The organism is Amycolatopsis circi, assembly GCF_003385235.1.
Classification (GTDB): domain Bacteria; phylum Actinomycetota; class Actinomycetes; order Mycobacteriales; family Pseudonocardiaceae; genus Amycolatopsis; species Amycolatopsis circi.
This window is the reverse complement of the sequence record NZ_PQIA01000086.1, coordinates 20,284-41,263: the sequence shown is the minus strand read 5'-3', so window position 1 is coordinate 41,263 and position 20,980 is coordinate 20,284. Positions and strand designations below refer to the sequence as shown.

Below are 20,980 nucleotides of genomic sequence, written 5' to 3'. Positions count from 1 at the left end.
CCCCCACACCACCGCAGCCGACCCCTCCCATGACGGGCGTCCCGTTCCAGCTCCCGCAGCCCAGCGGCCGCCGTCGCTCCGAGGAGACCGGGCCGGACGGGCGGCCGCTGCCGGTTTTTCCCGGGCAGGAGACCGGTCCGTCCGGGCCACCGCCGCCGTCGCGGACGTATCGGGACGAGCGGCCGGTCTTTCCGGGCAAGGAATCAGCCGTGCCGCCGGTGCCGAAGCCGGACTACGGCGCGTCCTCCCCGGCGGACGACGCGGCGACCCCGCCCCGCGGCATCCCGGTTCCGGACAACCGCGGGTGGTTCGACGAGCATCCCGACCACGAGGACGAAGGCCCGGCCGACTTCGGGCCCACCGGGCAGCCCACCGAGGTCCCGTTCCGCTGGCGCAAGTGAGCGGCGAGGTGTCAGGCTGAACCCATGTCTGACGACCCGAACCCGGACCAGGGCTGGTACTACAACACCCGGACCCGCGAAGTCGAGCACCTGGAACGCAGCCGCGGAGCCGACCTCCTCGGCCCGTACCCGGACGAGGCCACGGCCCGCCGGGCGCTCGACATCGCCCGCGAACGCACCCGCCAGGCCGACGCCGCCGACCGTTCCTGGGACGGCGACTGACCGGCTGAATCCTCGCCATCAGGCCGGACTGGCGGGAGTTGCCCGGCCGGGCCGCAAAGCGTCGAGGTAAGCCCGGATCCGTTGAAGGCGGGGCAGTCGAGGCGTCGCGGACGGCATCGGCTGAGGCACCTGCCGTCGGGTGAGCAGCGACGCCGGTTCGGCCGGAGAGCGGAAACCGCCGACCGGACAGGTCAATGTCCGGTCGGCGGCGTGATGCCTTGAAACCGGTCAGCTATCCCGCCACCACAGCCGGATCCAGCACGAACTCCGGGTCCACCTGCTCCTCCAGATCCGCCCCCGCGCGCCCGTTCCCCCAGGCTCGCGCGTTGCGTAGGTGGAACTCCACCCCCTGCCGCTGATACCGCGCCCAATCCCGCGGCGTCGCGTCCACCAGTTCCTGCATCGCGGCCAGCGTCGCCAGGTTGCGCGGTTCCAGTTCGCCGATCGGCCGGGTGGTCCCGCGTTCCGCGGCTCGGACGTGGCCGGACGTCGTCATCCAGCCCAGCAGTGCCGAACCCAGCTGCTCGGTGAGGAAATCGACATCGTCGCTGTCGGTCACCTTGTTCCCGACGGCAACCAGGTGAACCCCGAAGTCCCGCGCATGATCCGCGTACTGACGGTAAACACCGACGCTGCGCAGGGTCGGCTCGCACACCAAGAACGTCACGTCGAAGCGCGTGAACAGACCCGAGGCGAACGCGTCCGCACCGGCGGTCATGTCCATTACGACGTACTCGTCCGTGCCGTCCACCAGGTGGTTCAGCAGCAGCTCGGCCGCACCGACCTTCGAGTGGTAGCAGGCGACGCCCAGGTCGTCCTCGTCGAATTGGCCGGTGACGCCCAGCCGCACCTCGCCTAGCGGGCGGAAACAGGTGTCGAAGATGGGGTTGTCCTCGAAGGGGCGCACGAGTCGCGAACCCCGGCCGGGCGGGGTGGTTTTGATCATCGCCTCGGCGGACGGGATCCGCGGGTTGTCGCCGCGCAGGTACTCCTTGATCAGCGGCATGTTGTCGCCGAGGGTCGGCCACGCCAATGCCTGCTCTTCGGTCGCGCCCAGGGCTACCGCGAGGTGCTGGTTGATGTCCGCGTCGATGGCCAGCACCGGTTTGCCCGCGCCTGCCAAGTAAGAGACGAACAGAGACGAGAGCGTGGTTTTCCCGCTGCCGCCCTTGCCGACGAACGCGATCTTCACCGATCCGACCCCTTCTGAAAATGAAGACGATTATCAATGCCAGGCAGGCTACACCCGACCGGCCCGCGCCCGAACCGGCGATCATCGGCGGTTCGGCGGGATAGTGTTGGACCGTGCCGCCACTCGTGCTGAGGACACCAGCGTCGGGAGGGGACTTCGGTCGTCTCCGGGCGGAATTCGCGCTGCCGGAGTCGTTCGGGCCCGCGGTGCTCGCGGAGGCCGAGGCGGCGGTGCTCGATCCGCTCGCGTCGGCCGGCCGCCGCGAGGACGCCACTGACCTGCCGTTCGTCACGATCGATCCGCCCGGGTCCAAGGACCTCGACCAGGCGATGGTGATCGAGCGGCGCACTGGCGGGTTCCGGGTGCAGTACGCGATCGCGGACCTGGCGGCGTTCGTCCCGCCGGGCGGGGCGCTCGATCACGAGGCGCGGCGGCGCGGGCAGACGTTGTATCTCCCGGACGGCAACGTCCCGCTGCATCCGCCGGTGCTGTCCGAGGACGCGGCCAGCCTGCTGCCGGGCGAGGTCCGGCCCGCGGTGCTGTGGACCATCGACGTCGACGAGGCCGGGGAAATCGTCGCCACGCGGGTTCGGCGGGCGTTGGTGCGTTCGACGGAACAGCTTGACTACGAAGGGGTCCAGGCGTCGCTGGAGGCGGGGAAACCGCATCCGTCGGTGGCGGCGTTGCCGGATCTCGGCCGGTTGCGGCGCAGCCTGGCGGTCCAGCGCGGCGCGGTCGAATTGCAGTTGCCGGAGCAGGAAATCAGCGGCGACACCGACGGCGGCTGGATTCTCGCACGCCGGCCGCGGACGGTTGTCGACGCGTGGAACGCCGAGATCTCTTTGCTCACCGGGATGGCCGCGGCGCGGATCATGATCGACGCCGGGATCGGGGTGTTGCGGACGCTGCCGTCGCCCGAACCGGACGCGGTGGAATGGCTGCGCCGGTCCGCGGCGGCGACCGGGTTGGCCTGGCCGGTCGAGCTGACGGTATCCGAGTTTCTGTCTACTTTGGACCCTGGGCAGCCCTCGGCGATGGCGTTGTACGCGGACACCACGCGGCTGCTGCGGGGCGCGGGCTACACGGCCTTTGCCGGAGAATTGCCTGCGGTTACGACACATGCCGGGATCGGCGGGGCGTATGCACATGTCACCGCACCGATTCGTCGGCTGGTGGACCGGTTCGGCACCGAGGTGTGCCTGGCGGTGACCGCTGGCCGAGACGTGCCGGATTGGGTGCGCGAGGCATTGTCCGAAGTGCCGGCGCAGATGTCCGCTTCGGACAGTCTGGCGGCACGGGTGGAGCGTGCGTGCATAGATCAGGTCGAGGCGTGGGTACTCGCTGAGCATGTGGGTCACGAGTTCACCGCGGTGGTGCTGCGCGCGGAGGAGACGCGCGCGGAAATCCTGGTCGAGAACCCGCCGGTGATGGCGAAGTGCTCCGGCGAGAAGTTCCCGGAGGGCGAGCGGATCGCGGTGCGGTTGACCGAGGTGGACGTCGAGCAGCGGAAGGTGTCGTTCGAACGGGTATGAGGAACGCGGAACTGGTTGACGATCTCGGCGAGCCGGTGCCGATCGAGGGACCGCCGACGCGGGTGGTGTCGCTCGTGCCGTCGCTGACCGAGGCGGTCGAGGTCAGCGCGCCCGGGCGGCTGATCGGGGCGACGGACTACTGCACGCATCCGGCCGATCTGGACGTGGAACGGGTCGGCGGGTCGAAGTATCCGAAGCTCGACCGGGTGCTGGCGCTCGAACCGGATCTGGTGCTGGCGAACTCCGAGGAGAACCGGCCGGAGGACGTGGAAACCCTGCGCGCCAACGGGATTCCGGTGTTCGTGATGGCGGCGGCGGAGTCCGTGCCCGCCGCGCTGGGATCATTGCGGCGGATTTTCGGCCAGGTCTTTGGCATCGACGAACCGGAATGGCTCGACACCGCGGACGAGCTGTGGCGCGAAGTGGAGCCGGTGCGGCACCGGGCCGTGATTCCGGTGTGGCGCAAGCCCTGGATCGTGCTGGGACGCGACACGTTCGCCGGAGACGTGCTGCGCCGGGTCGGGATCGAAAACGTCTACTCAGGACATTCCGAGCGGTATCCCCGGCCGTCGCTGGAAGAACTCCGCGAGACCGGGGCCGACCTGGTTGTATTGCCCGACGAGCCGTACGAATTCACCCAGGACGACGGCCCCGGCTTCTTCCCGGAGATGCGCCCGGTGTTGCTTTCCGGGCGCTACCTCACGTGGTACGGACCGTCCCTCGTGGACGCCTACGCGGCGCTCAGAGAGTCAGTCCAGTAAGGACAGTCACGTGCTCCTCGGTGAAGTCCGCCATCGCCGCGGCCGGGCCTTCCCGGCCGACGCCGGAGTCCTTCACCCCGCCGTAGGGCATCTGGTCGGCGCGGAAGCTCGGCACGTCGCCGACCAGCACGCCGCCCACCTTGAGTCGTGCGGACACGTCGAACGCCGTCGGCAGGTCGCGAGTGAATACGCCGGTCTGCAAACCGAAGCGGGACGCGTTGATCCGCTCGACACCGTCGTCCACAGAGGACACCCGGACCAGCGAGACCACCGGACCGAACACCTCGTCCGCCATCACCGAAGCGTCCTCGGGAGCTTCGGCGAGCACGGTCGGCTCCACCGTCGCCCCCTTACGGCCACCACCGGCCAGCAGCTTGGCACCGGCGACAACCGCGTCGGTGACCCAGGATTCGACTCGCGAAGCGGCTGCCTCGTTGACCAACGGGCCGACGTCGACGCCGTCCTCGCGCGGGTTTCCGGTGCGCAGCGCGGCAACCTGCTCGAGAACCTTCGCCTGCAACTCGTCGTAGACGTCGGTGTGCGCGTACACGCGCTGCACCGAGATGCACGACTGTCCGGCCTGGTACATGGCGAACGTCGCGATCCGCTGTGCGGCGAAGTCCAGGTCAGTCCAATCCGGACAGACCAGCACCGCGCCGTTGCCGCCGAGTTCCAGCGCGACGTGCTTGCGCGGCACGCTGTCGCGGATCGCCCAGCCGACCGGCACCGAACCGGTGAACGACACGACCGGCAACCGCGGGTCCTTGACCAGTTCGGCGGTCGCTTCGTTGCCCAGCGGCAGAATCGACCAGCTGCCCGCCGGAAGGTCGGTCTCGGCAAGGATTTCGCCGAGCAGCAGCGCGGTCAGCGGCGTCGCCGGGGCCGGCTTGAGCACGATCGGCGCGCCGACCGCGATCGCCGGGGCGACCTTGTGCGCCACCAGGTTCAGCGGGAAGTTGAACGGCGTGATGCCCAGCACCGGGCCGCGCGGCACGCGCCGGACGAGCGCGAGCCGTCCGGTGCCGCCGGGGTCGGTGTCGAGCCGCTGCAGGTCGCCGGAGAACCGGCGGGCTTCCTCGGAGGCCCAGCGGAACGTCGACACCGCACGGCCGATCTCGCCGCGCGACCACTTCAGCGGCTTGCCCGATTCGGCGGTGATCAGCTGCGCGATCTCCTCCGCTCGCTCGGAAAGCCGCCGCGAGATGTGGTCGAGTGCGCCCGCACGGACGTGCGCGGGCAGCGTCGCGTACTCGTCGGCGACGTCGGCCGCGGCCTGGACCGCAGCCTCTACTTCGGACGGTCCGGGCAGGTAGTGCGAACCTGCCTCGGAACCGTCGAACGAATGCCGGACGACGGTCGTTTCGCTGCTGGTTACCGGCTTTCCGGCCACCCAGAACGGGAAAGTCACTTGCGGGCCTCCGTGCGGATTGCGTACTCGAGAACGGCGAGGCCTTCGTCGAGCAACTCGTTGGACAGGGACAGCGGGGGAAGCAGCCGGACGACGTTGCCGTACGTGCCGCAGGTCAGCACCACGACACCCTGCCCGTGGCAGGCGGCGGCGATGCGCTTCGTAAGGTCGGCGTCCGGCTCATTCGTGCCAGGCTTGACGAACTCGGCAGCCAGCATCGCGCCGCGTCCGCGGACATCGCCGATCACGCCGGTTTCCTCGGCCAGCGCCCGAAGTCGCGGCAGCACCAGCTCTTCGATGCGCTTCGCCGAGCCGGTAAGACCGTCGTTACGCATGGTCTCGATCGCGCCTAGCGCCGCGGCGCACGCGATCGGGTTGCCGCCGTAGGTGCCGCCGAGCCCGCCCGCGCCGACCGCGTCAAGCAGCTCCGCGCGCCCGGTCACCGCGGCGAGCGGAAGACCGCCCGCGATGCCCTTGGCCGTGCACACCAGGTCGGGGATGACGTCCTCGTGCTGCGAGGCGAACCAGTTTCCGGTGCGGCAGAAGCCGGTCTGCACCTCGTCGGCGACGAACACGACGCCGTTCGCCTTGCACCACGACGAAATCGCGGGCAGGAAGCCGGGCGCGGGCTCAATGAACCCGCCCTCGCCCTGGATCGGCTCAAGCACGACGGCCGCGACCTGGTCGCCGCCGATCTGCTTCTCGATCCGGTCGATCGCCTGCCGCGCGGCCTCCGGGCCGGCCAGCCCGTCGCGGTATGGGTACGAGCCCGGCACGCGGTACACCTCGGGCGCGAACGGGCCGAAACCGTGCTTGTAGGGCACCGATTTCGCGGTCATGCCCATGGTCAGGTTGGTGCGGCCGTGGTAGGCGTGGTCGAACACCACGACGGCCTGGCGGCCGGTGGCGGTGCGGGCGATCTTCACCGCGTTCTCGACCGCTTCGGCACCGGAGTTGAACAGCACCGACTTCTTCGCGTGGTCGCCCGGCGTCAGCTCGGCCAGCGCCTCGCACACCTCCACGTAACCCTCGTACGGGGTCACCATGAAACAGGTGTGGGTGAACAGCGCCGCCTGCTCGCGCACGCGGTCGACCACCTCGGGCGCGGAGTGCCCGACGCTCGTCACCGCGATCCCGGACCCGAAGTCGATCAGCACGTTGCCGTCGGCGTCGGTGAGCAGGCCGCCGCTGGCGGAAGTGATGTAGGCGGGCAGCGTCGACGCGACCCCGGCGGCGACCGCGTTCGCGCGGCGCTCCTGCAGCGCGCGGGAGACGGGCCCGGGGATCTCGGTCTGCAGCCTGCGCTGCCGGGGTGCCGGAGCCTGCGGCTCGGCGGCGGTGCTCGTGGTCACGGCGCTCCTACGTCGCGGGTCGTGAGTGCTGATCCCGGTTAGAACCGCGATAGGCACTCACGAGCTTTCAGGTGGGTCGACCCTCAGGATGGGGCCTTCGCCGCTCGCCGTCAGCTGGCCGTTCTGTCCAATTCAGCAGCTATACTTAGCCGTTATGGCACTCACCCTGCGAGCGCTCGCCGCCGAACCCGCGCTCGGCCTGCGCGTGGTCGCGGGCGAGGCCGGGCTGGACCACCCGATCGGCTGGGTGCACCCCACCGAACTGACCGACCCGCAGAGCTTCCTCGAAGGCGGGGAACTGCTGCTCACGACCGGTCTGACGCTCTACAGCGCGACCTACGCCGCGTACGTCCGGCGGCTGGTCGAGGCTGACGTCGCGGGCCTCGGCTTCGGCGTGGGGCTGAGTCACGCGAAGGTGCCGGACGCATTGGTGGCAGTCGCCGACGAGGTCGGGTTGCCGGTGTTGGAGGTGCCGCGGAAGACGCCGTTCATCGCGATCACGCGCGCGGTGTCCCGTTCGGTCGCCGCCGACGAATACGCCGCGACAGTGCGGATCGGCCGGGCTCAACAAGAGCTGGCGGCGGGCGCGGTCGGCCGCAGCGGTGCCGGAGGAGTGGTGCGGCGGCTCGCGCGGCTCGTCGACGGCTGGGTCGTGCTATACGACTCCGCTGGACGCGTGCGCGAGGCTTCCTCGGCCAAAGCGCGCAGTGTCGAGCTGGACGTCACTGGCCTTCGCGCGGGCACGCGCGTGGTGTCCCATGGCGACGACGAGGTCGTAATCCAGACTCTGCATACGCGGGGTGCGTTGGCGGTCGGCACCGCGGAACCGTTGGACAGCACCGGCCAGCACATCGTCAACACGGCCGTCTCGCTGCTTTCCCTTGCCCTGGAACAGGATCGAGCGCAACGGGTTTCGCTGTCCCAGCTGCACACCGGCGTGCTGGAGCTGCTCGCCGCCGGACACAATGAGCTGGCCCACGAGGTGGTGCCGGATCTTCCGCCAGAGCCGTGGACGGTCCTCGCGGCAGCAGGGAGCAAGGCTGCCCGGAACACACTGTACGAACGGCTGGAAACCCTTGCCGGGCAGGTGTTCGCCGCACATCGCGGAGACAAGCTGATCGTGCTGGCGGAGAACGACGAGGTGAGCACGATCGTTGCCGAGACCGGAGAATTCCACAGTGGACTGTCTGACGGGGAGTTCCCGACCGCGCTGAGGCAGGCGGAAGAAGCAGCCGAGGCAGCGCGGACACAGCGAGTGCCGATGCTGCGGTACGCCGACCACGCCGGGGCCGGGCTGCTCGGCCTGGTCGATCACCAAGCCGCGCAAGCGTTTTCCGACCAGCTCCTGGCACCGATACGGGAGTTCGACCGCACCGGCCGCGGCGACCTGGAGCTGTCCCTGCGCTGCTGGCTCGAACACCACGGTCACTGGGACATCGCCGCGACGAAGCTCGGCGTGCACCGGCACACCCTGCGCAACCGAGTCACGAAAGCGGCCGAACTGCTGGGCCGAGACCTCGACGCACCAGGCGTCCGCGCGGAACTGTGGTTCGCTCTCCAGATCAGGTCGTGACCAGCAACGTGATCGGCGAATCCCCGCACCGCCGCAACGTCGTCCCGCCCGGCGCCGTATACGGTTCCGCGCCGGACGCCCACCAGGCAGGCACGTCGATCTCGCGCACCAGCGACCCGGTCGCCTTCCGCACGCTGTTCGACACGATCACCCGTCCCTGCGCGTTGAGCAACGCGGCGGTCCGGCCGAGCGCGCGAAGCCGGCGACTCACCGTGCGCTCGAACTCGCGCACATACACGTCCGCACCAACGACTCCGGCGAATTCCTCACCGCGCGTGACAGGCACGGTGAAGGTGAGCGTGTACTCGTCGGTGCAGAGATAGTCCACGTACGGCCCGTTGACGTGCCGCCGCCCGCTGTCGCGCGGGACGGTGAACCACGATTGCCGCGTGTAGTCAAGGAAATTAGGGCTCTCCGGGTCGAGGCTGATGAACAGCTGTTCCGGCGAACCGTCGTCGGTGCGGCAGGAAGTCCACCACTCGAAGCCGAATTCCTGATCGGCAAGGACATTCGGCGCGCTCACGAAGCCCGCGCCGACCACGAGGCCGCCGAGCGCCTCGATGACCTGCGGCCGGATCGTGTGCAGCGCTTCGGCGGTGGAGTCGCCGGGCTCGGCGAGCAGCGTTTCGGCGGCGGCCAGAACTGGTTTCAGGCGCGCGAAAATCTCCTCGACGAGGGCGGAAACCTGGGTCACTACCTCTTCGCCGGTCAGCGTGCGGGTGTCGGGCACGATGCTCACCTCGTGATGCGGGTCATCGGAGCTTACGGCGTTTCGAGGGTCAGGTGCAGATCAGCGAGCCGGTCGAGCGCACCGAGGAGGTGGTCTTCGGTCAAGGCGCGCGCCCGATCGCCGTCGGCCGAGGCGATCGCGGAGACGATCGCCTGGTGCTCAGCGTAGGACCCACGGCAGGCTTCCTTGTCGCCGAGGGGCGCCCACAGCAATACGCCATGTTCGCTCTGCAGCTGAACTTCCTGGTTGGTGAGCCGCGGGGACTGTGCGGCGGCAGCGACTTCGAGGTGGAAGTGCCGTTCCGCGCGGGTCGCGTCGGGGCCGCTCGCGCCGAGGAGGTCTTCCGCGGTGAGCCGGAGCCGTTCGAGATCTTCGGGAGTGCTGCGTTCGGCGGCGAGTTTCGCGGCCGAGCCCGCGACGGCGAGATAGTGGTCGCCGAAGTCGCGAAGTTCAGCCATTGAGACCAATCGCAGGCGTTCGGCCCACGAACTCTGCGCGGGCCAGTCCGGTGTGCGCACGAAACTGCCGCCGCCGCGTCCGCGCCGCGTTTCGACGAGACCCTGCTGCCGCAGCACCGCGAGCGCCTCGCGGACAGTGACGGTGGAGACCCGGAACTGCGCGGCGAGTTCGGCCTCGCTCGGCAACTGCTCGGCGTCGTCGAGCAGACCGAGCGTGATGGCGTCGAAGAGCCGCGCCGCGACCGCTTCCGCGCGCCCCACCTGTTCCAGCGGGGCGAACATCGCCAGTCGTGCGCTGTTCGACATCTCCTTGCGCATCGTTGGTCCACCCGTCTCGGCATCCGTTGGAGCCAATCCTGCCCCAGGGCCTTGTCATTTGAAATATGGAGTTATATGTTTCATCCTGCCACGGAGAGTCAGGAGGCGCACGCGTGCAGGAGTTGAAGCACTACGTCGGCGGGACCTACGTCGACTCGCTGTCCGGAAAGGTCGCGGAAATCGTCGACCCGGTTACCGGCCGTGCGTACTGCACCGCGCCGGTGGCCGGTGCCGAGGATGTGGACCGCGCGCTGAAGGTCGCCGCGGAAGCGTTCGAAAGCTGGCGCGAGACCACCCCGGCGCAGCGGCAGCTCGCACTGCTGAAGATCGCCGACGCGCTCGAAGCGCGCGGCGAGGAGATCATCCGCGTCGAAGCGCAGGACACCGGTAAACCGTTCGCGCTGACCATGGAGGAGGAGCTGCCCGCGGTCATCGACCAGGTGCGTTTCTTCGCCGGTGCCGCGCGCGTGCTCGAAGGCCGTTCGGCCGGCGAGTACATGGAAGGCCACACGTCGTTCATCCGCCGCGAGCCGGTCGGCGTCTGCGCGCAGGTGACGCCCTGGAATTACCCGCTGATGATGGCGATCTGGAAGATCGCGCCGGCCCTCGCCGCGGGCAACACCATCGTGCTCAAGCCGTCCGACACCACGCCCGCGTCCACGCTGCTGCTCGCGGAAATCTGCGGCGAACACCTGCCCGCGGGCGTGTTCAACGTGATCTGCGGCGACCGCGACACCGGACGTGCCTTGGTAGAGCACGACATTCCGGCGATGGTGTCGATCACCGGTTCGGTGCGAGCGGGCATCGAGGTCGCCGGTTCGGCGGCGCACGACGTCAAGCGCGTGCACCTCGAACTGGGCGGCAAGGCCCCGGTGATCGTGTTCCCAGACGCGGATCTCGAAGCCGCCGCCGAAGCCATTGCCGCGGCCGGGTATTTCAACGCGGGCCAGGACTGCACCGCCGCCACTCGCGTGCTGGTCCACGACGACGTGCACGACACTTTCGTCAACGCGCTCACCCGCCAGGCCGAGGCGAACAAGACCGGCACGGCCGACGACGTCGCCTTCGGTCCGCTCAACAACGCCGCGCAGCTGGAAAAGGTCTCCGGCTTCATCGACCGGCTGCCCGGGCACGCGACTGTCCACTGTGGAGGACGGCGCTCCGGCGACGAGGGCTATTTCTACGAGGCCACCGTGGTTTCCGGCGTCCGGCAGGACGACGAGATCATCCAGAACGAGGTTTTCGGCCCGGTCATCACGGTGCAGCGGTTCACCGAGGACGACGAAGCGCTCAAGCACGCCAACGGCGTTCCCTACGGCCTCGCCTCCTCGGTGTGGACCAAGGACCATCAGCGCGCCATGAAGTTCTCGGCGAAACTCGACTTCGGTTGCGTGTGGATCAACACGCACATTCCGCTCGTGGCCGAGATGCCGCACGGCGGGTTCAAGCGGTCCGGCTACGGCAAGGACCTCTCGCTGTACGGCCTCGAGGACTACACCCGCGTCAAGCACGTGATGAGTGCGCTGTAGCCGTCGTGACCAGATCCATCGGAAGGCCCGCCATGCCCCATCAAGCCCCCGCCGAGACCCGGCCGCCGGGAAGGCGTCCGCAGACCGGCCAGCCGGCGATCCGGCTCACCGGACTGGAAAAGCACTTCGACAAGGTGCGCGCCGTGGACGGGGTCGACCTCGACATCCCGCCCGGCGAGTTCTTCTCGATGCTCGGCCCGTCCGGTTCCGGCAAGACCACCGTGCTGCGGATGATCGCCGGGTTCGAACTGCCCACCGCGGGCACGATCGAACTCGAAGGCAAGGACGTGAGCCAACTGGCTCCGTTCGACCGCGACGTCAACACGGTGTTCCAGGACTACGCGCTCTTCCCGCACATGACCGTGCAGCAGAACGTGGAGTACGGCCTGAAAGTCAAGCGGGTCGCGAAAGCCGAACGCCGCGACCGGGCGAAGGAAGCGCTGCGCACGGTGCGGCTGGACGACTTCGGCGACCGCAAGCCGTCGCAGATGTCCGGTGGACAGCGACAGCGCGTCGCGCTCGCCCGCGCTCTCGTAAATCACCCGAAAGTGTTGCTTTTGGATGAACCCCTTGGCGCGCTTGACCTGAAGCTCCGCCAGACCATGCAGGTCGAGCTCAAGCAGATCCAGCGCGAGGTCGGCATCACCTTCGTCTTCGTCACCCACGACCAGGACGAGGCGCTCACCATGAGCGACCGGATCGCCGTGTTCAACGCGGGCCGCATCGAACAGGTCGGCACTCCGGTCGAGGTCTACGAACGCCCCGCAAGTGCCTTCGTGGCAGGGTTCGTCGGCACGTCGAACCTGCTCAGCGGGCGCAGCGCGGAGGCGGTGATCGGCAGGCCGGGCGTGTACAGCATCCGGCCGGAGAAGATCCGCATCGACGGAGACCTTGCGTCCCCGGCCGGTCCCGGAGAGACTTCGGCGACCGGTTCGGTCACGGATGTCGTTTATGCCGGTTCGACGGTGCGCTACGCTGTCGCGCTCGATGCCGGGGGCCAATTGTCCGTTGTCCGCCAGAACACCAGCGAGCCGACCGAGTTCTCCGACGGTCGCGTTCGCCTGCGCTGGCGCCGCGAACACAGTTTCCGGGTCCCCGAAGCCGGCTAGTTCCTCACGGGAAGGTTTCTCTCGCTATGAAGAACAGGAAGACGCTGCTCGCAGGGCTGTGCGGCGTGAGCCTCCTGCTCGCTGCCTGCGGCACCTCGGGCTCCGACTCCAAAGCGGGGTCGGCGCCAGGCGCACAGGGCTTCACTCCGCCGAAGCTGAACGCGCTGACGCAGCTCGGACAGCCGGAAGGCCAGCTGAACGTGCTCGCGTGGCCCGGCTACGCGGAAAACGGCTCGAACGACGCGAAGGTCAACTGGGTCACGCCGTTCGAGCAGCAGACCGGATGCAAGGTCAACGTCAAGCCGTTCGGCACCTCGGACGAGGCCGTGACGCTGATGAAGACCGGGCAGTACGACGTGGTTTCGGCCTCCGGCGACGCCTCGCTGCGGCTGGTCGCCTCGGGCGACGTCGAGCCGGTCAACACCGCGCTCGTCCCGAACTACAACGACATCTACCCGTTCCTCAAGAACAAGTCGTGGAACAGCGTCAACAACGTCGCCTACGGCATCCCGCACGGCTGGGGCGCGAACGTCCTGGCCTACCGCACCGACAAGGTGCAGCCGGAGCCGAAGTCGTGGTCGCCGATGTTCGACGAGAAGTCGCAGTTCAAGGGCAAGATCATCGCGTACGACTCCCCGATCTACATCGCCGACGCCGCGCTGTACCTGATGGCGCACCAGCCTGATCTGGGCATCAAGAACCCGTACGCCTTGGACGACAAGCAGTTCAAGGCGGCCACGGACCTGCTCAAGAAGCAGCGCCCGCTGGTCGAGGAGTACTGGTCGGACTACCTCAAGGAAACGCAGTCGCTCAAGAGCGGCGACGGCGTGATCGGCACGGCCTGGCAGGTGACGGTGAACCTCGCGAAGAGCGAGGGCGCGCCGATCGCGGCCACGGTGCCGAGCGAGGGCGCCACCGGCTGGTCGGACACGTGGATGGTTTCCGCGAAGTCGCAGCACAAGACGTGTGCGTACAAGTGGATGGACTACATCACGAGCCCGAAGGTGAACGCCCAGGTCGCCGAGTACTTCGGTGAGGCCCCGGCGAACTCCAAGGCCTGTGCGGAGTTCAAGGACAAGTCGCTGTGCGACACCTACCACGCCAACGACGCCGCGTACGCCGCCAAGATCCAGTACTGGACCACTCCGATCCCGCAGTGCCTCGACGGCCGCACGGACGTCAAGTGCAAGGACTACGGCGACTGGACCCGGGCCTGGACCGAGATCAAGGGCTGATCGACTCTCGCGGATGCCGGTACCCACCGCGCCGGCGTCCGCGAGTCCGCCGGGGGCTGCGGGCCCTCCCCAATGTTCCCGCAGCCCTCGGCTCTTCTCCCGTCTCCACCGGAAAGTGCTACGACATGACCGCCGTGAGCCCGCCGAGTCACCGCATCTCGGCTTTCTTCCACCGCAAACCCAAGCTGCGCCTCGGACTTCTCCTCACCGCGCCGATGCTCTGGCTCGGCCTGGCCTACCTCGGCGCGCTCGCCGCCCTCTTCATCACGGCCTTCTGGTCCACCGACGTCTTCACCGGCAAGGTGGTCACTGACTGGTCCCTCGACAACTTTGTCACTCTTTTCAGTGATTCGGTTTACCGCACGATCACGTTCCGCACCGTCGGCATCGCGTTGCTGGTGACCGTGATCGACGCGGTGATCGCGTTCCCGATGGCGTTCGCCATGGCCAAACTCGCGTCGCCGCGGGCGCAGCGGCTGCTGGTGATCATGGTCATGACGCCGCTGTGGGCGAGCTACCTGGTGAAGGCGTACGCGTGGCGGACCCTGTTGTCCGGCAACGGCGTTCTCAACTGGCTGCTGAACCCGCTCGGCATTTCCGGCCCGGGCTACGGCGTCACCGCGACCGTGATCACGCTGTCCTACCTCTGGCTTCCGTACATGATCCTGCCGATCTACGCGGGCCTCGAAAAGCTTCCGACGTCCCTGGTGGACGCTTCCGGCGACCTCGGCGCGAAGTCGTTCCGCACGTTCCGTTCGGTGATCCTGCCGCTGACGTTCCCGGCGATCGTCGCGGGTTCGATCTTCACCTTCTCGCTGTCGCTCGGCGACTACATCGCGGTGAAGATCGTCGGCGGCACCTCGCAGATGCTCGGAAACGTCGTGTACGACAACATCGGCGCGGCCAACAACCTGCCGTTCGCCGCGACCGTCGCGACGGTTCCGGTCGTGATCATGCTCGTCTACCTGGCCGCGGTGCGTCGCACCGGTGCGCTGGACAACCTCTAGGAGACCGCCGTGCGGATGTCGAAACCCGCCCGGGTGCTGTTGTGGACCGCGCTCGGAGTCGGATTCGCGGTGATCTATTTCCCGCTGCTGGTGGTCCTGCTGAACTCGGTCAACGCCGACACGACGTTCGGATGGCCGCCCAAGAGCTTCACCCTCGAATGGTGGGGCCGGGCGATCACCAACGAGGGTGCCCTGCATGCCTTGTGGACCAGCATCATCGCCGGGCTTTCGGCGACCGCGATCGCTTTGGTGCTCGGCACGATGGCCGCGTTCGCGTTGCAGAAGTACCGGTTCTTCGGCCGGAACTCGTTGTCGCTGCTGGTGATCCTGCCGATCGCGCTGCCCGGCATCGTCACCGGCATCGCGCTGAACAACGCGTTCCGGACGATCTTCGGCCTTGATCTCGGCCTGATGACGGCGATCGTCGCGCACGCCACGTTCTGCATCGTGGTCGTGTTCAACAATGTGGTCGCCCGGTTGCGCCGGATGGGCGGGAACCTCGAAGAAGCGTCGATGGACCTTGGCGCGGACGGCATGACGACGTTCCGCCTGGTGACGTTCCCGATGCTGCGCTCCGCTTTGCTGGCAGGCGGATTGCTCGCCTTCGCGCTGTCGTTCGACGAGATCATCGTGACGACGTTCACCCTCGGCACGGGCATGGAAACGCTGCCGATCTGGATCTACAACAACCTGTTCCGCCCGAACCAGGCCCCGGTGGTCAACGTGGTCGCGGCGGTGCTGATCATCGTGTCGACGGTGCCGGTCTACCTGGCACAGCGGCTTTCCGGCGGCGACAGCTCCAGCGGCGGCCGGATCTAGCTCCGGGCAAGTCCGTGAGGGGAACCCTGAGGGAATCTGATTCCGTGAGGGTTCCCCTCACGGCGTTAAACCGAGTGCCGGGCTCGCGCGGCGGACTACCGGAAGCCGTCGGTCGCCTCGCGGAGAGCCGCGAGAATGCCGGGATCAGTGACCGCGTGGCCCGCGGATTCGGTGAGCTTCAACGTCGAACCTGGCCAAGCCCGATGCAGCTGATACGCCGTGATCGGCGGGCACACCGCGTCATAACGCCCCTGCACCAACACCCCCGGAGTCCCGGCGAGCCGGTCGGCGTCGCGGATCAGCTGGCCTTCTTCCAGCCAAGCGCCGTGCTGGAAGTAGTGCACCGCAAGGCGAGCGAACGTCAGCGCGAACTGCGGATTCGCGTATTGGTTCACAAAGGACTGTTGCGGCAGCAACGCCACCGTCGCGCCTTCCCAGACGCTCCAAGCGATCGCGGCCCGTTCGCGCACCGCGGGATCGGGGGAGTGGAGCAGCTCGGCGTACCCGGCCAGCGGGTCTTCCAGGTTGTCCAGCGGCTCCAGGAAGGCGTCCCACTCCGCGGGGAAGAGATTCGCCGCCCCGCCACGGTAAAGCCAGTCGAGTTCCCGCTGGCGCACGGTGAAAATCCCGCGCAAGACCATTTCGGACACTCGCGACGGATGGGTTTCCGCGTACGCCAAGGCAAGCGTCGAACCCCACGACCCGCCGAACAGCTGCCATCGCTCGATGTTCAGCCGTTCGCGCAGCAGCTCCATGTCGGACACCAAGTGCCACAACGTGTTCGCCGACAGATCATCGCCCGCGTTGGGCGTGCTGCGGCCGGAGCCGCGCTGGTCGAACAGGATGATCCGGTACGCCTCGGGGTCGAAGTGCCGCCGGGTCATCGGGGCGGAGCCGCTTCCCGGCCCGCCGTGCAGGACCACCACCGGCTTCCCCTGCGGGTTACCAGCTTCCTGGCAGTAGATCCGGTGCCCGTCGCCGACGTCCAGCATTCCGTCGGCTCGCACCAGGATCGGCGGGTAAAGCTCGTCCATGCCGGACACTCTTCCCGAAGGCTCGTGCCGGCGCCGCACCCGGGGGTCGTGAGTGTTTATCGCGGTTAGAACCGCGATAAACACTCACGAGGAGGTGGGTGGGGGCCCGCCCCCGCCGCCGGGCTGAGCGGGCCCCCGTCTGTGATCGCGGTCAGCAGCCTGGTGTCGCGGCTACGTTCGCGAAGCCCTTCCCTGCGTTCGTCACCTTGTTGCTGGCGCAGACCTTGTTTCCGGTGGCCGCTTTGACCACGTAGAAACCGTAGGCCGAGGGCGCCTGCACGTCCGCGGTGTTGTCCGAGAAGGTGTTGTTCTGGCCCCAGCCGTCGACCTGCACGTGGACCTCGAACGACCCGTAGGTCGCGTCGTGCACGAAGACCTTGCTGCCCTTGTTGCCGGTGACCAGGTATCCGTTGCCCTTCACGTCGACCCAGCTGTCGGCGTAGTTCTCGCCGCTCTGGCCGGTGCCGTCGAAGGTGTTGCCGCGCAGTTCGCCGCCGGTGGTGCCTTCCTTGACGTCGATCGACTCCGCGCGCACGTTCGGCCCGATCTTGTTGCCGATCGCCTTGTTGCGGTCGCTGTGATCAGGCTGCCCGTTCGGCCAGTTGCTGGTGGCCGAGCCGAAGTAGATGCCCTCGCCGAAGCCGCCGTTTTCCCTGCCGGTGTCGGAGATTTCGGAGTTCTGCACGACGTTGTCGCTGCTGCCGTGCTGGAAGTGGATGCCCTCGTTGCCGATGCCGGTCACCTTGAGCCCGTCCACCAGCGTGTGGTTGACGCCGAGCGCCATCACGCCCTTCTGGCCGCCGGTGACGGTGAAGCCGGACAGCGTCCAGTAGCTGCCGGTCAGCTCGATGGTGCGGCCGCCGGACGCCTGCACGACCGCGCTGCGCGGGCCGGTGAGGGTGATCCGGCTGGAGCCGGTGCCGTTGGCGGCGGCCTTGAAGTTGCCGGTGTAGGTGGTGTTCGCGGCCAGCTGGATCGTGGTGCCCGGCTTGGCCGAGGCCAGCGCCGTCTTCAGTTCGGCGGAAGTCTTGACCGGGACAGTCCCGGCGGACGCCGCGGGTGTGGCGAGTGCGAGCAGTGCTGCGGCTCCGGCAGTGGCTGCCAGAACCCGATCGCGGACACGCATTCCAACCCTCCTCGTCGAGGCTCGATGACTTCGGATGCGGCGTGCGCTCACGCTAAGACATCGAGAGAACACTGGTCAAGTACATGATTGATGTTCATGGATGTGAACAGGATGAACAAAGGGTGGCCGGAAAGTGTCGCCTGCGACTGTTCCCGCCCGGCTTGCTCGGAGTTAACCCGGTCCTCGGTAGCTTTTCCGCGGAATGCCCGAACTGCGGCGAGAAAGGCCCGTGAATGTCCGCGGTCAGCTACCTCGAGTCCATTGTCGTCGGCGCTTTGCAAGGCGTGTCGGAATTGTTTCCGGTGTCCAGTCTCGGACACAGCGTCCTGTTGCCCGCGCTCGTCGGCGGAAGCTGGGGACGCGACCTGAGCATCGGGAAGGATTCGCCGTATCTCGCGGTGCTGGTGGCGATGCACGTCGCCACCGCGATCGCGCTGATCCTCTTCTTCCGGCGCGACTGGGTGCGCATCGTCACCGGCCTGTGGACGTCGATCCGCCGGCGCGAGGTCCGCACGGCCGACCAGCGGCTCGCGTGGCTGCTCATCCTCGCCACGATCCCGGTCGGCATCGCCGGGCTGCTGCTGGAAAGCCTGCTGCGCGACGTCCTCGGCAAACCGGTTCCGTCGGCGATCTTCCTGGCGCTCAACGGCGGGGTGCTCTTCGCCGCGGAGAAGTTCTCCCGGAAGCCGAAGACGGACGTCTCGCGCACGGAGGAGACGATCGACTTCAGCGCCGAGGAGACGATGGTGATGCGCGCGGTGACCATCGATGAGGCCACCGACGTCCGGCTCTCGAAGCTGAGCGTGAAGGAAGCCGTGCTCATCGGTTCGGCGCAGATTTTGGCTCTGCTGCCCGGGATCAGCCGCTCCGGCATCACCATGGTGGCCGGCCTGCGGCGCGGCCTCGACCACGAGGACGCGGCCCGCTTCGCCTGGCTGCTCGCGACGCCGGTGATCCTCGCCGCGGGCGCGTTGAAGATGCCGTCGCTGTTCACGCCGGAGAACAAGCCGTCGCTCGGCCCGGCGCTTGTCGGCAGCGTGGTGGCGTTTGTGGCGTCCTACATTTCTGTCCGTTTTCTGACGAAATACTTTGAAACGCGCACCTTGACCCCCTTCGCCATCTACTGCGCCGTCGCCGGAATCGGCAGTCTGATCTTCTTCGCGGTCTCAGGGGCGGCGTAGGGCGCGATTTCGCCGGGTGCACACTGAACGCATCGAAATCGTGCCTGACCTGCCGCCGCTGAGCGGATCGACGCTCTTCACGGCCTGGACCGCCGACGTCCCGGCCGTGGTTGTCGCGCTCGCCCTCGGCGTCGGTTACGTCGCTGCGGCCCGCCGTCAGGAATGGTCGGCCGGACGGACCACAGCGTTCCTTACCGGGCTGGCCACGCTCGTCCTCGTCACGTGCTCGTTCCTCGGCGTGTACGACACGACGCTGTTCTGGGTCCGCGCTACGCAGAACACTGTGCTGCTCATGGTGACGCCGCTGCTGCTCGCGCTCGGCGCGCCGGTGACGCTGCTGATGCGCACCGCGCCGCCCAGACTCGCCGAGTGGCTGCGTACGCACGGCCGTGGCCGGTTTGCACAGTTCATCACGTTCCCGCTGTGCGTCACCGCGGTGCTGATCGCGCCGTTCCTGCTCATCTACCTCACGCCGCTGTACGAGCTTTCGCTCGACTCAGCGGTCGTCGGCGGTCTCGTGCGCGTGGCGCTCGTGCTGGCCGCCTTCCTGTACTTCTACAGCCGCGTGCAGCTCGATCCGACGCCGCGCAACGGCTCGCACCTGGTGTCGGTGTGGATCTCGTTCACCGAAGTGGTGTTCGACGGCGCGCTCGGGCTCGTGCTGTGGCTCGGCCCGCTGCTCGCGCCCGCGCATTACGACGCAGTGCACCGCGACTGGGGACCGGACCGCCGCACGGACCAGATCATCGGCGCGGGCGTGCTGTGGATCGGCGGAGACGTCGCCGGGCTGCCGTTCGTGGGCGCGCTGTTCATCAGGTGGGCGCGCGACGACGAAAAACGGGCGAAACGGCTCGACCGGAAGCTGGACGAGGAGGCAGAGGCAGGCGAGGCACCGGCGAAGGGATTGTGGTGGGAGAACGATCCGGAGCTGGCCGAACGGTTCCGCCGCTCGTGAGTGCCGATCACGGTTCTAACCGGGATCGGCACTCACGAGGCGGCTCAGTGGAACGCGTGCTCAGGCGCGGGGAACTCGCCGCGCCGGACGTCCTCGGCGAACGCCGTCGCGGCACTCTGCAGCACCCCGGCGACATCGGCGTACCGCTTCACGAATCGCGGCGCCTTCCCGCGGCGCAGGCCGGCCATGTCCTGCCAGACCAGCACCTGGGCGTCGCAGTCCGGACCGGCTCCGATGCCGACCGTCGGGATCTTCAGCTCGTGCGTGACGCGTTTGGCCGCCTCGGCCGGCACCATCTCCATCACGACCGCGAACGCGCCGGCTTCCTGCAGGGCCAGCGCGTCGGCGAGCAGCTTCTCCGCCGCTTCGCCGCGCCCCTGCACCCGGTAGCCGCCGAGGTTGTGCTCGCTCTGCGGGGTGAAGCCGATGTGGCCCATGACCGGGATCCCGGCCGAGGTGAGCGCCTCGACGTGCGCCGCGAACCGGTGCCCGCCTTCGAGCTTGACCGCGTGCGCGCGGCCCTCCTTCATGAACCGGACGGACGTGGCCAGCGCCTGCTCCGGGGACAGCTGGTAGGAGCCGAACGGCAGATCCGCCACCACGAGCGCGCGTTTCGCGGCCCGGGTGACCGAACGGACCAGCGGCAGCAGTTCGTCGACGGTGACCGGCAGCGACGTGTCGTAACCGAACACGTTGTTCGCCGCGGAGTCGCCGACCAGCAACACGGGGATGCCTGCTTCGTCGAAAAGCTCGGCGGTATACATGTCGTAAGCGGTGAGCATCGGCCACGGTTCGCCGCGGTCCTTCAGCTCTCGCAGATGGTGAATCCGGACTTTTCGCGGCTTGGCCGGACCGGCACCGCTCGCGGGTCCGGTTCCGTAAGGGGCGGCCACCTCGCCGGCGGCGCCATCGGGTTGGGCAGACTGGGCAGACATCGTCGTCGACCGTCCTTCCCTCGAGGCCTCGCGGAGGTCCCCGGGTCGTGGAGTCAGTACCGGACACAGCGTGACACGCGCGCGGGAGGGCCCCAAGGTCGTG

General features: G+C 68.1%; 19 protein-coding genes and 1 pseudogene. 12 read left to right on the top strand and 8 right to left on the bottom strand.

Annotated elements, in window-relative coordinates:
• A pseudogene (locus tag D0D37_RS30180) lies at nucleotides 1-401 on the top strand (hypothetical protein); the annotation flags it as partial.
• Between the two features lie 24 nt (nucleotides 402-425).
• Nucleotides 426-623 (top strand): hypothetical protein, encoded by a 198-nt coding sequence (locus D0D37_RS30175; protein WP_116203985.1) that lies wholly within the window; start codon nucleotides 426-428, stop codon nucleotides 621-623.
• A gap of 232 nt (nucleotides 624-855) precedes the next feature.
• Here D0D37_RS30175 and D0D37_RS30170 read toward each other — a convergent pair whose 3' ends face one another.
• Nucleotides 856-1,815, bottom strand: coding sequence for an ATP-binding protein (locus D0D37_RS30170; protein WP_116203984.1), 960 nt, complete (start codon nucleotides 1,813-1,815; stop codon nucleotides 856-858).
• A 113-nt stretch (nucleotides 1,816-1,928) separates the two neighbouring features.
• Here D0D37_RS30170 and D0D37_RS30165 point away from each other — a divergent pair, with 113 nt between their 5' ends.
• Together D0D37_RS30165 and D0D37_RS30160 are read left to right on the top strand one after the other, a co-directional pair.
• Nucleotides 1,929-3,347, top strand: a complete 1,419-nt coding sequence (locus D0D37_RS30165; protein WP_425266980.1) for an RNB domain-containing ribonuclease — start codon at nucleotides 1,929-1,931, stop codon at nucleotides 3,345-3,347.
• Nucleotides 3,344-4,108 carry a helical backbone metal receptor gene (locus D0D37_RS30160; protein ID WP_116203983.1) on the top strand — a complete coding sequence of 255 codons (765 nt, stop codon included), beginning with the start codon at nucleotides 3,344-3,346 and terminating at the stop codon, nucleotides 4,106-4,108. The genes D0D37_RS30165 and D0D37_RS30160 overlap by 4 nt, the downstream gene beginning before the upstream one ends.
• Here D0D37_RS30160 and D0D37_RS30155 read toward each other — a convergent pair.
• Together D0D37_RS30155 and gabT are read right to left on the bottom strand one after the other, a co-directional pair.
• A complete protein-coding gene (locus D0D37_RS30155) occupies nucleotides 4,089-5,516 on the bottom strand; it encodes an aldehyde dehydrogenase family protein (protein ID WP_116203982.1) in 1,428 nt (475 codons plus the stop codon). The two genes, D0D37_RS30160 and D0D37_RS30155, sit on opposite strands and share 20 nt — an antisense overlap.
• Complete coding sequence (gene gabT / locus D0D37_RS30150; protein ID WP_116203981.1) at nucleotides 5,513-6,868, bottom strand: 4-aminobutyrate--2-oxoglutarate transaminase; 1,356 nt, start codon at nucleotides 6,866-6,868, stop codon at nucleotides 5,513-5,515. Before gabT ends, D0D37_RS30155 begins: the two co-directional genes overlap by 4 nt.
• A 154-nt stretch (nucleotides 6,869-7,022) precedes the next feature.
• Between gabT and D0D37_RS30145 the strand changes: the two genes are divergently transcribed.
• On the top strand, nucleotides 7,023-8,441 hold the full coding sequence (locus D0D37_RS30145) for a PucR family transcriptional regulator (protein ID WP_116203980.1): 1,419 nt from the start codon (nucleotides 7,023-7,025) through the stop codon (nucleotides 8,439-8,441).
• Here D0D37_RS30145 and D0D37_RS30140 read toward each other — a convergent pair.
• A complete protein-coding gene (locus tag D0D37_RS30140) occupies nucleotides 8,431-9,171 on the bottom strand; it encodes a cache domain-containing protein (protein ID WP_116203991.1) in 741 nt (246 codons plus the stop codon). The two genes, D0D37_RS30145 and D0D37_RS30140, sit on opposite strands and share 11 nt — an antisense overlap.
• Nucleotides 9,172-9,203: 32 nt before the next feature.
• Complete coding sequence (locus tag D0D37_RS30135) at nucleotides 9,204-9,947, bottom strand: FadR/GntR family transcriptional regulator (protein WP_116203979.1); 744 nt, start codon at nucleotides 9,945-9,947, stop codon at nucleotides 9,204-9,206.
• Between the two features lie 113 nt (nucleotides 9,948-10,060).
• Between D0D37_RS30135 and D0D37_RS30130 the strand changes: the two genes are divergently transcribed.
• The 5 genes from D0D37_RS30130 to D0D37_RS30110 all read left to right on the top strand — a co-directional run bounded on the left by D0D37_RS30130 (nucleotide 10,061) and on the right by D0D37_RS30110 (nucleotide 15,646).
• A complete protein-coding gene (locus tag D0D37_RS30130; RefSeq protein WP_116203978.1) occupies nucleotides 10,061-11,476 on the top strand; it encodes a gamma-aminobutyraldehyde dehydrogenase in 1,416 nt (471 codons plus the stop codon).
• Nucleotides 11,477-11,508: 32 nt separating this feature from the next.
• Entirely contained in the window at nucleotides 11,509-12,585 is a 1,077-nt protein-coding gene (locus D0D37_RS30125; protein WP_116203977.1) for an ABC transporter ATP-binding protein, read from the top strand.
• Between the two features lie 26 nt (nucleotides 12,586-12,611).
• Entirely contained in the window at nucleotides 12,612-13,820 is a 1,209-nt protein-coding gene (locus D0D37_RS30120; RefSeq protein WP_116203976.1) for an ABC transporter substrate-binding protein, read from the top strand.
• A gap of 125 nt (nucleotides 13,821-13,945) precedes the next feature.
• Nucleotides 13,946-14,827, top strand: coding sequence for an ABC transporter permease (locus D0D37_RS30115; RefSeq protein WP_162834536.1), 882 nt, complete (start codon nucleotides 13,946-13,948; stop codon nucleotides 14,825-14,827).
• Between the two features lie 15 nt (nucleotides 14,828-14,842).
• Nucleotides 14,843-15,646 carry an ABC transporter permease gene (locus tag D0D37_RS30110; protein ID WP_425266981.1) on the top strand — a complete coding sequence of 268 codons (804 nt, stop codon included), beginning with the start codon at nucleotides 14,843-14,845 and terminating at the stop codon, nucleotides 15,644-15,646.
• Between the two features lie 95 nt (nucleotides 15,647-15,741).
• On the opposite strand, the gene pip is transcribed toward D0D37_RS30110, so the two are convergent.
• Together pip and D0D37_RS30100 are read right to left on the bottom strand one after the other, a co-directional pair.
• Nucleotides 15,742-16,680 carry a prolyl aminopeptidase gene (gene pip, locus D0D37_RS30105; RefSeq protein ID WP_116203975.1) on the bottom strand — a complete coding sequence of 313 codons (939 nt, stop codon included), beginning with the start codon at nucleotides 16,678-16,680 and terminating at the stop codon, nucleotides 15,742-15,744.
• A gap of 151 nt (nucleotides 16,681-16,831) precedes the next feature.
• Nucleotides 16,832-17,806 carry a right-handed parallel beta-helix repeat-containing protein gene (locus D0D37_RS30100; RefSeq protein WP_116203974.1) on the bottom strand — a complete coding sequence of 325 codons (975 nt, stop codon included), beginning with the start codon at nucleotides 17,804-17,806 and terminating at the stop codon, nucleotides 16,832-16,834.
• A gap of 233 nt (nucleotides 17,807-18,039) precedes the next feature.
• Between D0D37_RS30100 and D0D37_RS30095 the strand changes: the two genes are divergently transcribed.
• Nucleotides 18,040-18,987 (top strand): undecaprenyl-diphosphate phosphatase, encoded by a 948-nt coding sequence (locus tag D0D37_RS30095; RefSeq protein WP_116203973.1) that lies wholly within the window; start codon nucleotides 18,040-18,042, stop codon nucleotides 18,985-18,987.
• A 16-nt stretch (nucleotides 18,988-19,003) separates the two neighbouring features.
• Nucleotides 19,004-19,942 (top strand): cytochrome c oxidase assembly protein, encoded by a 939-nt coding sequence (locus D0D37_RS30090; RefSeq protein WP_116203972.1) that lies wholly within the window; start codon nucleotides 19,004-19,006, stop codon nucleotides 19,940-19,942.
• A gap of 44 nt (nucleotides 19,943-19,986) precedes the next feature.
• Here the strand turns inward: D0D37_RS30090 and panB are convergent, their stop codons facing one another.
• Nucleotides 19,987-20,877, bottom strand: a complete 891-nt coding sequence (gene panB, locus D0D37_RS30085) for a 3-methyl-2-oxobutanoate hydroxymethyltransferase (protein WP_116203971.1) — start codon at nucleotides 20,875-20,877, stop codon at nucleotides 19,987-19,989.
• Nucleotides 20,878-20,980: the final 103 nt, after the last annotated feature.